Origin of the sequence: Streptomyces sp. NPDC005761, from assembly GCF_040630635.1 — a bacterium.
Taxonomy (GTDB): domain Bacteria; phylum Actinomycetota; class Actinomycetes; order Streptomycetales; family Streptomycetaceae; genus Streptomyces.
On the sequence record NZ_JBEXXX010000003.1, the window covers coordinates 121373 to 133801 of the forward strand.

Annotated in this window: 12 protein-coding genes; 6 read left to right on the top strand and 6 right to left on the bottom strand. The window is 72.4% G+C overall.

What is annotated here, in order from left to right:
• The first annotated feature begins 24 nt into the window (after nt 1–24).
• The 5 genes from ABZ434_RS04425 (at nt 25) to ABZ434_RS04445 (ending at nt 5179) form a co-directional block, all read left to right on the top strand.
• Complete coding sequence (locus ABZ434_RS04425; RefSeq protein WP_359132013.1) at nt 25–1035, top strand: polyprenyl synthetase family protein; 1011 nt, start codon at nt 25–27, stop codon at nt 1033–1035.
• A 217-nt stretch (nt 1036–1252) separates the two neighbouring features.
• A complete protein-coding gene (locus ABZ434_RS04430) occupies nt 1253–2476 on the top strand; it encodes a DUF2092 domain-containing protein (RefSeq protein WP_359132014.1) in 1224 nt (407 codons plus the stop codon).
• A gap of 88 nt (nt 2477–2564) precedes the next feature.
• Nucleotides 2565–3518 (top strand): ABC transporter ATP-binding protein, encoded by a 954-nt coding sequence (locus ABZ434_RS04435; protein WP_359132016.1) that lies wholly within the window; start codon nt 2565–2567, stop codon nt 3516–3518.
• Nucleotides 3505–4395: an ABC transporter permease gene (locus tag ABZ434_RS04440; RefSeq protein WP_359132017.1), complete on the top strand. Its 891-nt coding sequence runs from the start codon at nt 3505–3507 to the stop codon at nt 4393–4395. Before ABZ434_RS04435 ends, ABZ434_RS04440 begins: the two co-directional genes overlap by 14 nt.
• Before the next feature lie 193 nt (nt 4396–4588).
• Entirely contained in the window at nt 4589–5179 is a 591-nt protein-coding gene (locus ABZ434_RS04445; RefSeq protein ID WP_359132018.1) for a TetR/AcrR family transcriptional regulator, read from the top strand.
• Between the two features lie 237 nt (nt 5180–5416).
• Here ABZ434_RS04445 and ABZ434_RS04450 read toward each other — a convergent pair whose 3' ends face one another.
• Together ABZ434_RS04450 and ABZ434_RS04455 are read right to left on the bottom strand one after the other, a co-directional pair.
• Entirely contained in the window at nt 5417–6226 is an 810-nt protein-coding gene (locus ABZ434_RS04450) for an HAD family hydrolase (RefSeq protein ID WP_359132020.1), read from the bottom strand.
• Nucleotides 6227–6328: 102 nt separating this feature from the next.
• Complete coding sequence (locus ABZ434_RS04455; protein WP_359132021.1) at nt 6329–7108, bottom strand: NAD(P)H-dependent oxidoreductase; 780 nt, start codon at nt 7106–7108, stop codon at nt 6329–6331.
• Between the two features lie 143 nt (nt 7109–7251).
• Between ABZ434_RS04455 and ABZ434_RS04460 the strand changes: the two genes are divergently transcribed.
• The gene (locus tag ABZ434_RS04460; RefSeq protein ID WP_359132023.1) at nt 7252–8103 is read left to right on the top strand and encodes a helix-turn-helix transcriptional regulator; all 852 of its coding nucleotides are present in this window, start codon (nt 7252–7254) and stop codon (nt 8101–8103) included.
• Between the two features lie 47 nt (nt 8104–8150).
• On the opposite strand, the gene ABZ434_RS04465 is transcribed toward ABZ434_RS04460, so the two are convergent.
• Genes ABZ434_RS04465 through ABZ434_RS04480 form a run of 4 tightly spaced genes read right to left on the bottom strand, consistent with a single transcriptional unit; the run spans nt 8151 to nt 12385 of the window.
• The gene (locus tag ABZ434_RS04465) at nt 8151–8609 is read right to left on the bottom strand and encodes a VOC family protein (RefSeq protein ID WP_359132024.1); all 459 of its coding nucleotides are present in this window, start codon (nt 8607–8609) and stop codon (nt 8151–8153) included.
• Nucleotides 8590–9279: a class F sortase gene (locus ABZ434_RS04470; protein ID WP_359132025.1), complete on the bottom strand. Its 690-nt coding sequence runs from the start codon at nt 9277–9279 to the stop codon at nt 8590–8592. Before ABZ434_RS04470 ends, ABZ434_RS04465 begins: the two co-directional genes overlap by 20 nt.
• Nucleotides 9276–10778, bottom strand: a complete 1503-nt coding sequence (locus ABZ434_RS04475) for a hypothetical protein (RefSeq protein ID WP_359132026.1) — start codon at nt 10776–10778, stop codon at nt 9276–9278. The genes ABZ434_RS04470 and ABZ434_RS04475 overlap by 4 nt, the downstream gene beginning before the upstream one ends.
• 56 nt (nt 10779–10834) lie before the next feature.
• Complete coding sequence (locus ABZ434_RS04480; RefSeq protein ID WP_359132027.1) at nt 10835–12385, bottom strand: FAD-dependent monooxygenase; 1551 nt, start codon at nt 12383–12385, stop codon at nt 10835–10837.
• Nucleotides 12386–12429 lie beyond the last annotated feature (44 nt).

Genomic DNA, 12429 nt, shown 5'->3' on the forward strand with positions numbered 1-12429 from the left:
CGTCAGCAGACAGGAGATCCCCTCGTGACCGTCGTCGGGCCGTTCGGACTGAGCGTGCGGGACCAGGCGCTTGAAGCCGGTGTCCAGGCCGGTTTGGCTGCTGTCGAGTCGGGGCTGCTCGATGCCACCAAGAGCGAGGTCCCCTTCATCACGGAGGCCGCGCAGCACCTGGTGCGCGCCGGCGGTAAACGGTTCCGTCCCCTGCTGGCGATGCTGGCCGCCCAGTTCGGTGACGCCGACGCCCCGGGCGTCGTGCCCGCCGCCGTGGTCGTCGAGCTGACCCACCTCGCGACGCTCTACCACGACGACGTGATGGACGAGGCCGACGTCCGGCGGGGCGTGGACAGCGCCAATTCCCGCTGGGGGAACTCGGTGGCCGTGCTGACCGGCGACTTTCTCTTCGCGCGCGCGTCGCACATCCTGGCCGACCTCGGCCCCGAGGCCGTCCGCATCCAGGCCGAGGCGTTCGAGCGCCTGGTCACCGGCCAGATCCTGGAGACCGCCGGCCCGCGCGACGGGCGCGACCCGGTCGAGCACTACCTCGACGTGATGCGCGGCAAGACCGGATCGCTGATCGCCGTGGCCTGCCGCTTCGGCGCGATGATGGCCGGGGCGGACGAGTCGACGACCGACATCCTCACCCAGTACGGCGAGCGCCTCGGCGTCGCCTTCCAGCTCGCCGACGACGTCCTCGACATCGCCTCCGACTCCCACGAGTCGGGCAAGACACCCGGCACCGACCTCCTCGAAGGCATCCCGACCCTGCCGGTCCTCCACCTGAGGGCGCAGGCCGCTGCCGACGGCAAGCCGGACGACCTGGAGCTCGTCGAGCTGCTCGACGGCGACCTGAACGAGCCCGGCAGGCTCGACGAGGCACTGCGCCGGCTGCGCGCCCACCCGGCTCTCGACCAGGCACGACGTGACACGGTCCGGTACGCGCAGGAGGCGCGGGCCACCCTGATGCCGCTGCCCTTGTGCTACGCCAAGGAAGCGCTGGAAGAGATGTGCGACGCCGTGGTGCACCGCGCGGGCTGAACGCCTCCTGCCGCGACCCTTACTGGTTGGCGGAGGAACGCCCCCGCGCTGTCATCCCGGAGAGGTACGCGGAGTTGCTCCCGCGGGCTGACGCCTGGAGCCGCCCGATTTGGTCAGATGGAGAACAACCACTCCCGACCAAAACGGGTGAGAATGGCGGCACGGAGTGGACGAGTGCATCCGGACGGAAGCCGCCGACCACGGAGGTAGGGCACACATGGCACCGAACGACAGCGCAGACACCAACGGCACGGCAGCGCAGGGCGCAGGGGGCGTGGGCCGCCGGAAGGCGGTGCGCTACATCGTCCCGGTCGCGGTGGCGGGGGTGGCGGCCGCGACGATCGGGCTGGTCCCGGCGCTCGCCAGCTCGGGCGACCCCGATCTGCCGAAGATCACCGCGCAGGAACTCATCGAGAGGATCGCCGCCTCGGACACGGAGCAGCTGTCCGGCACGGTGAAGATCACCACTGACCTCGGCATCCCGTCGTTGGGCGGTCTGGCCGGCTCCTTCGTCCCGGACGGCGCGGGAGAGAAGGGCGCGGCGAGCGCCGACCCGCAGAAGAAGCTCACGGAGCTGGCCTCCGGCACGCACACCCTCCGTGTGGCCGCCGACGGCCCCGACAAGCAGCGCGTGTCCGTCCTGGACGACGCGTCCGAGTACAGCCTGATCCGCAACGGGGACCAGGTCTGGGCCTACGACAGCAAGTCGAACGCCGTCCACCACGCCGAGGACAAGGCCGGCCGCGGCGAGCATCGGGCCGCTCCCGACGGTGTGCCCACGACCCCGAAGGCGCTGGCCGAGCAGGCGCTGAAGACCGCCGACGGCACGACGTCCGTCACGGTCGACGGCACCGCGCAGGTCGCCGGGCGCGACGCGTACCGGCTGGTCATCAAGCCCGAACAGAGCGGCTCCACGATCGGCTCGGTCACCGTCGCGGTGGACGCGGAGAACGGCGTACCGCTCAAGTTCACCCTGCGGCCCAGCAGCGGCGGCAAGGCGGCGATCGACGCAGGGTTCACCTCGGTCGACTTCACGAAGCCCGACGCGTCCTCGTTCGACTTCACCCCGCCCAAGGGCGCCGAGGTCACCGAGGCGGACGAGGCGGAGGGCCGTGGAAAGGCCGGGGCCGAGAAGGCGAAGGGCGACCTGAGCGCGCTCGAGGGCATGAACGGCATGAACGTGATCGGCAAGGGCTGGACCACCGTCGCCGAGATCAAGACCCCCGACGGGGCGACCCTCCCGTCGGAGGGATCGGGTGAGATGCCGGCCGGGGCACAGCAGTTCCTGGACGCCCTCGGCGACAAGGTCACCGGAAAGTTCGGCTCGGGCACGGTCTTCAAGACCCGCCTGGTCAATGCCCTGATGACGGACGACGGCCGGGTGTACGTCGGCGCGGTCACCAAGGACGCGCTGGTGAACGCGGCGAACACGGCCGGCTGACACCACTTCGTACGCCGTTGCGCGCACCGGCACCGCCCCGCCCCGCCGTACGGTGGGGCGGGGCGGACGCGATCTGGGGGGAGCACACATGACAGGGGCCGAGACCGTGCCCGTGATCGAGACCCGGGGTCTCACCAAGCGCTACCGGGGCGGCCAGCTCGCCGTCGACGGGCTCGATCTCACCGTCCCGGGCGGCAGTGTCTTCGGCTTCCTCGGGCCCAACGGCTCGGGCAAGACCACGACCATCCGGATGCTGATGGGCCTGATCGACCCGACGTCCGGCACCGCGAGCGTTCTGGGCAGCCCCATGCCGGGCGCGGTCCGCACCGTACTGCCGCAGGTCGGGGCATTGATCGAAGGCCCCGCGCTGTACGGGTTCCTGAGCGGCCGGGACAACCTCGTGCGCTTCGACTGCGCCGACCCCACCGCCGACCCCCGCACCCGCGGTGCCCGCGTCGGCCACGCCCTGGAGCGGGTCGGGCTGGCCGCGGCGGGCGGCAAGAAGGCCCGGGCCTACTCACTGGGCATGAAGCAGCGGCTCGGCCTCGCCGCCGCTCTGCTCCGGCCGCGCCGGCTGCTCGTCCTGGACGAGCCGACCAACGGTCTGGACCCGCAGGGCATGCGGGAGATCCGCGCCCTGGTCCGGGAGCTGGCCGCCGAGGGCACCACGGTCTTCCTCTCGTCGCACCTCCTCGACGAGATCGAGCAGGTCTGCACCCACGCTGCGGTCATGGCCCGGGGCCGGCTGCTCACCCAGGGGCCCGTCGCCGACCTCGCCGCGGGCGCGCTCGGCCGGCTCGCCGTCACCACACCGGATCCGGCCGACGCCGCCCGCATCCTGAAGGAGCACGGAATCACCGGCATCACCCTCGACGGCGACCGGGTACGGGCCGACCCCCCGGCCGGCTCCGTCGAACTCGCTGACCTGAACGCCGCACTGGTCCACGGCGGGGTCCGGGTCCGCTCCTTCGGCGTCGAACGGGGCTCGCTGGAGGACGCGTTCGTCGCACTCACCGGAGAGGGATTCGATGTCGCAGGCTGAACTCGCACCCGCCGGGACCGCCACGGACCGGCACAACCCGCTGTGGACGCTCGGCATCCTGCGCTCCGAACTGACCACCACCCTGCGCCGATGGCGCACCCTCGCCCTGCTCGGCGTGCTGGCCGCCGTACCCGTACTGATCGGGATCGCGGTCCGCATCGAGACGGCCGACGGTTCGCCCGCCGGGCCCGACGGCGGCGGGTCGGGGCCCGCGTTCCTGTCCCAGGTGACCAACAACGGCCTCTTCCTGGTCTTCGCCTCCCTCGCCGCGGTCCTCCCGGTCTTCCTCCCGATGGCGGTGGGCGTCGTGGCGGGCGACTCCGTCGCCGGCGAGGCCGGCGCGGGAACACTGCGCTACCTGCTGGTCGCACCGGCCGGCCGGACCCGGCTGCTGCTCGCCAAGTACGCCGCCACCCTGGTCTTCTGCCTGGTCGCGACCCTCGTCGTGGCAGCCTCCGCGCTGGCCGTGGGCGCGCTGCTCTTCCCCGTGGACGAGCTCACGACGATCTCCGGGACCCGGATCGGTTTCGGTGAGGGGCTGCTGCGGGCAGGGCTCGTCGCGGTGGCCGTCGCGGCATCCCTGGTCGGCTTCGCGGCGCTGGGGCTCTTCGTGTCGACCCTGACCAGCAGCGGGATCGCGGCCATGGCGGCGACGGTCGGGGTGCTGATCACCGTGCAGATCCTGAACGCCATTCCGCAGCTGAGCGGAGTCTCCCCGTACTTCTTCCCGCACTACTGGCTGTCCTTCTCGGACCTGCTGCGCGAGCCCTTCTACTGGGACGAGGTGCTGAAGAACCTGGAACTGCAGGCGCTGTACGCGGCGGTGTTCGGCTCGGCGGCCTGGGCGCGGTTCACGGGGAAGGACATCACCGCCTGACGGGGGTCCGGCACCCGTACCGTCGGCCGGCGAGCCGTCCCCCGATCGGCTCGTCGCGGCACGAACGGCACGAACGGTGCGAAAGGCAAGGAACGAGCCGACACGGTACGTTCCGTTTCCCGCCTGAGCATTGTTCGACTATTGGCGACGGGCTGTCAACAAGGATTGGCTCGAACAGACCTATGCTCACCGAATGATCACATCGCCGAGTTCGCTGCGCCGGAGCGAGAGCTCACGCAGGGCGACGCTGGAGGCCGCCCTCGACCTCTGTACGGAGAAGGGATACGGCCGCGTCACGGTCGAGGCCATCGCGGCCCGGGCCGGCGTCAGCAAGAAGACGATCTACCGCTGGTGGCCGTCGAAGAGCGCGGTACTGCTGGAGGCGTTCACGGAGGCCCTGGTCACCGCCACCCCCTTCGCGGACACCGGCGACATCGCCACGGACCTGCGCACGCATGTGACGGGCGCGGTGAAGTTCCTCGCCGAACCGCCATTCGGCCCCGCGTACGCCGGAATACTCTCCGAGCTCCACCACGACGACGAGTTGGCCGAAACGGTCCGCACGCAACTGATCGACCCGCGCTTCGAGGCAGCGGTCGGCCGGCTGCGCGGCGCCCAGGAACGGGGCCAGATTCCGCCGGGTGCCGATCTGAGGCTGGCGGTGGAGATGCTCTACGGCCCGGTCTACTACCGCCATGTCCTGCGCAAGCCGATGCAGGACGCGCAGACGGTGGCGGACCTGGTCGACCACGTGCTGCGGTCGGTGGGGGCGGCGCGGGGCTGACGGGGAGGCAGCGGCACCACACCGGCCGACACGTCCGGCCAGGACCCGGAAGCACCTGACGCCTCCGTCCGGGGAACGGCCGGCGGGCCGGCGCCCGTTCTGCAAGACCGGCTCCCGGCCGGCTGACCGGAGGTCGGCGGCGACCGACACCTCTTCGGCCGGCTCATGCCCGGGACCCGGACGAGCAGCACGCGACGATCCCGTGCGGACCGTCGCAGCCGGCCAGGGAGGCGTGGGTCAGTTGCCGAACACCCGCTCCAGGACCACCGCGACCCCGTCGTCCTCATGGGACAGCGTCACCTCGTCCGCAGCGGCCCGCAGGAGCGGGTGGGCGTTGGCCATCGCCACCCCGTAGCCGCAACTGCGTAACATCGGCAGGTCGTTGGGCATGTCCCCGAAGGCGATCGCGGTGGCCGGGTCCAGCCCCAGGTGCTCGGCGGCCAGCGTGATCCCGGCGCCCTTGTCGACGCCGTACGGCTGGAGCTCGACCGTTCCCGGGCCGGAGTGCGTCACGGTGGCCAGATCCCCGACGGCCGCGTGCGCCGCCGCTGCCAGCACATCGTCGTCCAGCTCCCGGTGCCGGATCAGTACCTTGATGACCGGGGCGGCCCACAACTCGTCCCGGTGCAGCGCCCGCTGGGCCGGCAGTGCGGGGTGCGGCATCAGGTAGCCCGGCTCGATCAGCGTCTGCCCGTCGGCCCCGGCCTGATCCACCGCCGCGAACACCTGCCCCACCTGCGCCTCTATCTTGCCGAGCGCGGCATGGGCCGACTCCGGGTCCAGCGTGACCGTGCGCACGATGCGCCCCGCCCCGGCGTCGTACAGCTGCGTGCCCTGGCCGCAGACCGCGAGCCCCCGGTACCCCAGCCCCGCGAGCAGGTCCCGCACCCCCGGGACAGGCCGCCCGGTGACCACGAGATGCCGGGCCCCGGCGGCTGCGGCGAGGGCGAGCGCGGTGCGGGAGCGGGCGCTCACGGTGTCGTCGCGGCGCAGCAGGGTGCCGTCCAGGTCCGTGGCGACGAGGGCATATGCGGGTGGGAAAGGCATGGCCCAAGCCTATGGTTCCACGATTTCCGCTGTACGGCCCTGACCTGCGGTGACGGTCGGACGGTGCCGAACCCGCCGTGTCCGGAGCCCTTCCGCCCGTGGTCAGCCGCGCACGTGCAGTCCGAAACCCGCGCGGCCCTCGGGCTCCAGGCCGTCCTTCAGGTGCAGGGAGGGGAGTTCGTAGTCGCCGAAATTCTGTCGCCGGAACGCGATCGGCTCGGTCGACTCCAGGGTGAGCAGGCGCTGTTCCCAGGCCTTGGCGGCGTCCGGGAAGTCGTCGCCGGTCATCCGGTCGGTGCCGTAGAGCACGAACGGCGGCAGCACCTCGATGCCCGGGTAGTAGAGGATGCCGTGCTGGATCGGGAACAGCAGGTCGTCGATGGGGCCGTTGATCCCGCGCGCGGCGTAGTGCGATTCCTGGCCGCCGACCGTCACCGACAGCAGGGCCCGCCTGCCGGCGAGCGTGCCTTCGCCGAAGCGCTCGCCGTACTTGGTGTCGCTGTGCTCGCCGACCCCGTACGCGAAGTGGAAGGTGAACACCCGGTCCACCCAGCCCTTGAGGATCGCGGGCATCGAGTACCACCACAGCGGGAACTGGAAGATGATCGTGTCGGCCCACAGCAGCTTCTCCTGCTCGGCGCGGACGTCCTGGGTGAGCGTCCCGGCGTCGAAGGCCCGGCCCGAGTCCCGGGCGACCCTCAGCGGGTTCGAGGCGTCGGGGCCGTAGTCCGCGGCGTCCACGACCGCCTTCCAGCCCATCGCGTACAGATCGCTCACCCGTACCTCGTGTCCTGCGGCCTCCAGGGTGGACACCGCGAGGTCCTTCAGCGAGCTGTTGAGCGACTTCGGCTCCGGGTGGGCGTGGACGATCAGCGTCTTCATGGGGACTCCTTCGAAGGGGACCTGGCTCCTTCGATTCAAGACGCCGGGGCTCCCGGCGTTCAGGGGTGCCCTTACCGTCGGACCGGACTTCCTGGTATCGGCAGGGCCACCTTCGTGGGCGGCACCGAGGTGATACTGGAGGAATGGACGATCTCGCGGGCTTCCTGCGGACCCGGCGTTCCCGGGTCGATCCGGCGGCTGTCGGCATTCCGGCCGACAGCCGCCGCCGCGTCGAGGGGCTGCGCCGTGAAGAGGTCGCCCACCTGTCCGGAGTCAGCGTCGACTACTACGTCCGCCTGGAGCAGGGCCGCGCGACCCAGCCCTCCGCCCAGGTCCTCGACGCGCTCGCCCGCGTCCTCGGCCTCGACGAGACCGAACGCGGGCACCTGCACCGGCTCGCCCGGCAGCGCCGCCGCCGTGCGAAGGTGCCGGGCGGGCGGGTCCGGCCCGAGGTGCTGCGCGTGCTCGACCTGGTCCCCGACGCGCCGGCGCTGATCATGGATCACCGGCTGGACGTGCTCGCCGGGAACCGCCTCGCCGGGCTCCTCTACGGCCGGCCCGTGCCGGGCCTGAACACCGCGCGGCACATCTTCCTGGAGGAGACCGGGCGCGGCCTCTACGCGGACTGGGAGACCTGCACCCTCGACGTGGTCGGACACCTGCGCCTGGCCGCCGGCAAGTACCCCGAGGACCCCCGACTGGCCTCGCTCATCGGCGAGCTGGCGATGGGCAGCGAGCGCTTCCGCCGTCTCTGGGCACGGGCGGACGTGCGCGCCCGCACCCATGGCCGCAAGGCGTACCGGCACCCGCTGGTCGGCCTGCTGGAGCTGCACCAGGAGAACTTCGCGCTCCCGGACGGGTCGGGCATGGAGCTGCTGGTGCTGTCGGCTGCTCCCGGCAGCCCCACCGAGGACGGGCTTCGCCTTCTCGCGGGCCTGGGCGCGGACGGCGGCGACGCGCCTTCCCCGGTGAACGCCCGGCAGGCCCGCGAGTAGTTCGACGACGGCCGGCCGGCGGGGGAGGAGTACTCGCCTGCCGCCCGCTACTGCACGCAGAACTCGTTGCCCTCGGGGTCGCTGAGCACCGTCCATGTCCCGCCCGGTTCCGCCACCTTGCGCAGTACCTTCGCGCCCAGACCCTCCAGCCGGGCCACTTCCGCGTCACGGCGGTCCGGCCCGGCGTGGAGGTCCAGGTGGAGGCGGTTCTTCACCGTCTTGGGCTCCGGTACGCGCTGGAAGAGCAGCCGGCGCCCCAGTCCCGTCCCGCTCTCCTCCTCGAAGGGGTCGTCCGGATGCCGTACCGCAGCCAGGTCGAGCCAGGCCTTCCGGCCGTGGGCGGTGGTCGTGATGGCGTCGGGCACGGCTCCGAGGCCCAGGAGGCGTTCGACCAGGGGGCTGTTGTCCTCGATCTCGTAGCCGAGGGCCGCGGACCAGAAGCCGGCCTGGGCGTGCGGGTCCGCGGCGTCGACGACGACTTTCCACTCAAGAGTCATGCGAGCCATTCTCGCCCGCAACGCCCGGTTCCGCGGGCCGAACCGACACCAGCCGGGCGAAGGCCACCACGTTCGACTGGTAGCCGCCCGCCGTGGGGTCGTAGTCGCCACCGCAGGTGAGCAGGCGGAGTTGGGCGTCCTTCGTCGGGCCGTAGACGCGGGCGCTGGGGAAGTCGCTCTTCTCGTACTCCTCGATCGCGTAGATGCGGAAGGCCGCCACCGTCCGGTCCGCCCGGCGCACGTCGACCGTCGCGCCGGCGGCCAGCGTGTCGAGTCCGGCGAAGGCGGCCGGGCCGGTCGGGGTGTCGACGTGGGCCACCACGATCGCGGTGCCGGGGGAGCCCGGGGCCACCCCTTCCCGGTACCAGCCGGCCAGATTGCGTTCCGCCGGGTCGGGCACGCCGAGCTTGCCGCGGCTGTCGAGGGTCAGGTCCACCAGGGGCGCGCTGACGTGGAGGGCGGGGATGTCGACGCGGAGGGGCCGGGCGCCGGGCAGGGGCGCCGCCGTCGAGGGGGCGGCGCCGGGCCGGGGGGCGGCGGGGGTGGCGCCGGGCTCCGTCAGGGGCGAGCCCAGGAGCAGGACGAGTGCCGCCGCGGCGGCCGGGATCAGCCCGGCCGCCGCGATCAGGCGCGGGAACGGCCGCCGCGACGGCCGTTCCCGCGGGGTGCGCGCGCTCAACCGCGTCGGCGCCGGACGGTGCGGAGCCCGCCGAGAGCGGCGCCCGCCGCTGCCAGCAGCCCGGCCGCGCCGGCCGCGATACCCATACCGGAGAAGCCGGACGATCCGCCACCGGTCAGGGCGGTGGAGCCGTCACCGGCGTCGACCGGGCCGTCGGGCATCGGGCCGTTCCCGTGGCCACCGCTGCTGCCGCCGTTTCCGCTGCCACCGCTTCCGTTCCCGTGGCCGCCGCCCCAGTGGCCGCCGCCGTTGCCGTGGCCGCCGGACGGGGTGGGCTTGGGGTGGTGGGGGCGCGTGGGGCTGGGCGACGGACTGGCCTCCACGTCCCGTGCGGTGATCCGGGTGCGGTCCGTCGCGCTGACGCCGGTGCGCTGCGGCCCGTCGACACCGGCGATGACGACGGTCAGTTCGGTCGTCACGTCGAGCGGTCCGGTGGGTGCGCCCTCGGCGGCTGCGAGGGTGAACGCGGCGCCGGCCTTTCCGCCGGGCTCCAGCGTGCCGCCCGCCCGCAGGTTGGTCCGCAGTTCGCCGGTGAGTGTCCCGTCCGTCCCCTGGGCCAGGGGGACCTCGGAGCCCTCGGACATGACCGTCAGCTGGTCCGCCCGGAGGCCGGCCGGCCCCTTGAGCGTCAGGTGCGTGCCGATGCCGGGGTACTGCGGTCCGTCGGCCGGGTCCGTGTAGGAGGCGTCCGCCGGGCGGGGGCCGTCCCCTGCCTCGATCCTCTCGGGGACGGTGAGCGCGGCCGTCGCTCGGCCGGTGACGGCGAAGTCCCAGGTGGTGCCGTCGGCGGTGATGTTGTCGACGTACGTGTTGAGCTTCCCGTTCACGGCGTCGCCGAGCCGGCCGATGTTGGCGATCACCCCGTACGCCCCCTCGCACTCTGCGATGAAGTGCGACAGCGGGGCGCTTCCGCCCGCCGGGATGCCGGTCACGGCGTTCGAGGTCCGGATCACGGAGTCACCGGTGAACCGGTACTTCTGCCAGGTGTCCGGCTTCAGCGCCTCGCCCCGCACGTCCGTGTTGCTGCCGGGTTCGAACGACAGGGTGGTGAACCCGCCGCAGGATGCGGGGAGCTGCAGGTTGGCGCCGATGTTGGTGGCGGTGGAGCCCTCGGTCGAGGTGTACGCCCAGTACGAGATGCCCGCGTCCAGCAGTGGCTGCATGGGCTCGGGCGTCCAGGTCGCGTTGAAGTTGTGAGCGGCCTGGGCCTGTTCGCCCGGGCCGATGGCCAGGTGGAGGCTGCCGTTGAGATGGACCGGGTCGGGCTTCGGGGAGACCTCGTGGATGCCGGGGTCCCGGTCGGGGGTCGTTTCCTGGAGCCGGAACCAGGGACCCGCCGGGCCGAGGCCCGACGGGTGGACGGTCTGCACCGTGTCGTCCGCGCCTGCGGTGGGAGCGATACCGCAGGCGAGGAGCGTCAGGGCGGACAGGGCGGCGGTGGTGGTCGCGGTGCGCAGGAGCGTGCGTGACGTCCCGTAGGTGCGCAGAGGTCGGGTCATAAGTGTGAGGAAATTATAAACCGTGCGTCAGCGTGCGATGACCCGCCGTGATGATGTCAAGCTCGCTCCAATGCCGCAGCGCGGAGGTAGTGCCCGACCTCCCGGAGGTCTCCGGCAGAGGTGATCAGTCCGACGTGGTTGTCCGGGCGGATCAGGACCAGGGCTTCCTCGCCGGGCCCGATGCCGTACGCCGAGCGGGCGTGGCCGCCGTCGTCGGCCAGGCCCGGCGTGCCGCCCATGTCCACCCCGTACGCGAGCAGTTCGCCCTCGTGCGCCGCCGATGCCTCCCGCAGCGCGGGTGCCGTGCCCGCACCGAAACCGAGCAGGGTGAAGTGCGGGCCCGCGAAGGCCTCGAACAGCCGGCGGGGAGCGCCGGTGGCCACGTCGCGGCAGGGCGCGTCGGGGGCGCGGTCGCCCGCCCGCAACCGGGATGTGGCGCCGAGACGGGCGAGCGAGCTCCACCGGTAGCCGTCGCCCAGGCCGTTGGTGCGCGGGGTGATCGCCGTGTCCAGCCCGCCGCCCGGCTCCTTGATCGCTTCCAGCGTGGCCCGCAGCCGCTCCGCGCTGAGGTCCAGGACATCCGCCGCGACGGGCAGCCGCTCCTCCTCGTACGTGGCGAGCAGAGCCGGATCGGCCTGGCCGGAGGCGACCCGGGCGAGCTTCCAGCCGAGGTTGTACGCGTCCTGGATGCCGGTGTTCATGCCCAGCCCGCCCGCGATCGAGTGCACGTGCGCGGCGTCACCCGCCAGGAACACCCGGCCCACCCGGTAGCGGTCGGCCATGCGCTCGTTGACGCGGTAGGTCGAGAGCAGCGTGGCCTCCGACAGCAGGTCGCCCGGCAGTCCCGTGTGTGTGGCGAACAGCCGCTGGAAGCTTTCCAGTGACGGGGGTACGGGGGTGCCGGAGGCGTCGGTCTCGGGGCCGGCCTGGAACCACCAGCCCGACCGGGTGCCGGGGATCGGGCAGAGCATCACGGCCCCGTCCTCGTCGAACCACTGGTGCCAGAACCCGCGGTCCGGTCCCTGCACCTCGACGTCTCCGCAGACCATCATCTGCGTCTCGTCCGTCTTGCCCTCGAACGGGACGCCCAGCAGCTTGCGCACCGCGCTGTGGCCGCCGTCGCAGCCGACGACGTACCGTGCCTCGATCTCCTCGCCGTCGGCGAGCGTGGCGGTCACGGACGTGTCGTCCTGTGCCAGTCCCACGAGTTCGCGGCCGAGTCCGACCCGAACCCCGTAGGCGGCGAGCCGGTTCCGCAACGCCTCCTCGAGGCGCCATTGGGCGATCATCCACGGCCGGTCGTAGGGGGAGTCCGGTGTCGGGCGTGCGTCGGCGAAGGGGGCGGCGTCGGCGATCGCCACCCCGCCCCGGTACTTGCGCATCGGCAGTGGTGCGGACCCGGCGGCCAGCACCTCCTCGACGACGCCGAGGTCCTCCAGGACCTCCAGGGAGCGGGGGTTGGGGCCCTTGGCCCGTGAGCTGCGCGGGAACTGCGGCGTCTTGTCGATGATCGTCACGTCGACGGCCCGCCGGGCGAGATCGATGGCCAGGGTCAGGCCGGTCGGCCCGGAGCCGACGATCAGCACGGTGGTCGGGGAAGTGGGCATGCGTGCTCCTCGGGTGCGTGTCCGTTGACCCCAGGGAAACGCAA

What these genes read in the sequence shown, in the direction of transcription:
- ABZ434_RS04450 (WP_359132020.1), bottom strand. Translation starts at nt 6,226, where the DNA reads ATGCCTTTCCCACCCGCATATGCCCTCGTCGCCACGGACCTGGACGGC.
- ABZ434_RS04455 (WP_359132021.1), bottom strand. Translation starts at nt 7,108, where the DNA reads ATGAAGACGCTGATCGTCCACGCCCACCCGGAGCCGAAGTCGCTCAAC.
- ABZ434_RS04480 (WP_359132027.1), bottom strand. Translation starts at nt 12,385, where the DNA reads ATGCCCACTTCCCCGACCACCGTGCTGATCGTCGGCTCCGGGCCGACC.
- ABZ434_RS04435 (WP_359132016.1), top strand. Translation starts at nt 2,565, where the DNA reads ATGACAGGGGCCGAGACCGTGCCCGTGATCGAGACCCGGGGTCTCACC.
- ABZ434_RS04440 (WP_359132017.1), top strand. Translation starts at nt 3,505, where the DNA reads ATGTCGCAGGCTGAACTCGCACCCGCCGGGACCGCCACGGACCGGCAC.
- ABZ434_RS04475 (WP_359132026.1), bottom strand. Translation starts at nt 10,778, where the DNA reads ATGACCCGACCTCTGCGCACCTACGGGACGTCACGCACGCTCCTGCGC.
- ABZ434_RS04460 (WP_359132023.1), top strand. Translation starts at nt 7,252, where the DNA reads ATGGACGATCTCGCGGGCTTCCTGCGGACCCGGCGTTCCCGGGTCGAT.
- ABZ434_RS04430 (WP_359132014.1), top strand. Translation starts at nt 1,253, where the DNA reads ATGGCACCGAACGACAGCGCAGACACCAACGGCACGGCAGCGCAGGGC.
- ABZ434_RS04445 (WP_359132018.1), top strand. Translation starts at nt 4,589, where the DNA reads ATGATCACATCGCCGAGTTCGCTGCGCCGGAGCGAGAGCTCACGCAGG.
- ABZ434_RS04465 (WP_359132024.1), bottom strand. Translation starts at nt 8,609, where the DNA reads ATGGCTCGCATGACTCTTGAGTGGAAAGTCGTCGTCGACGCCGCGGAC.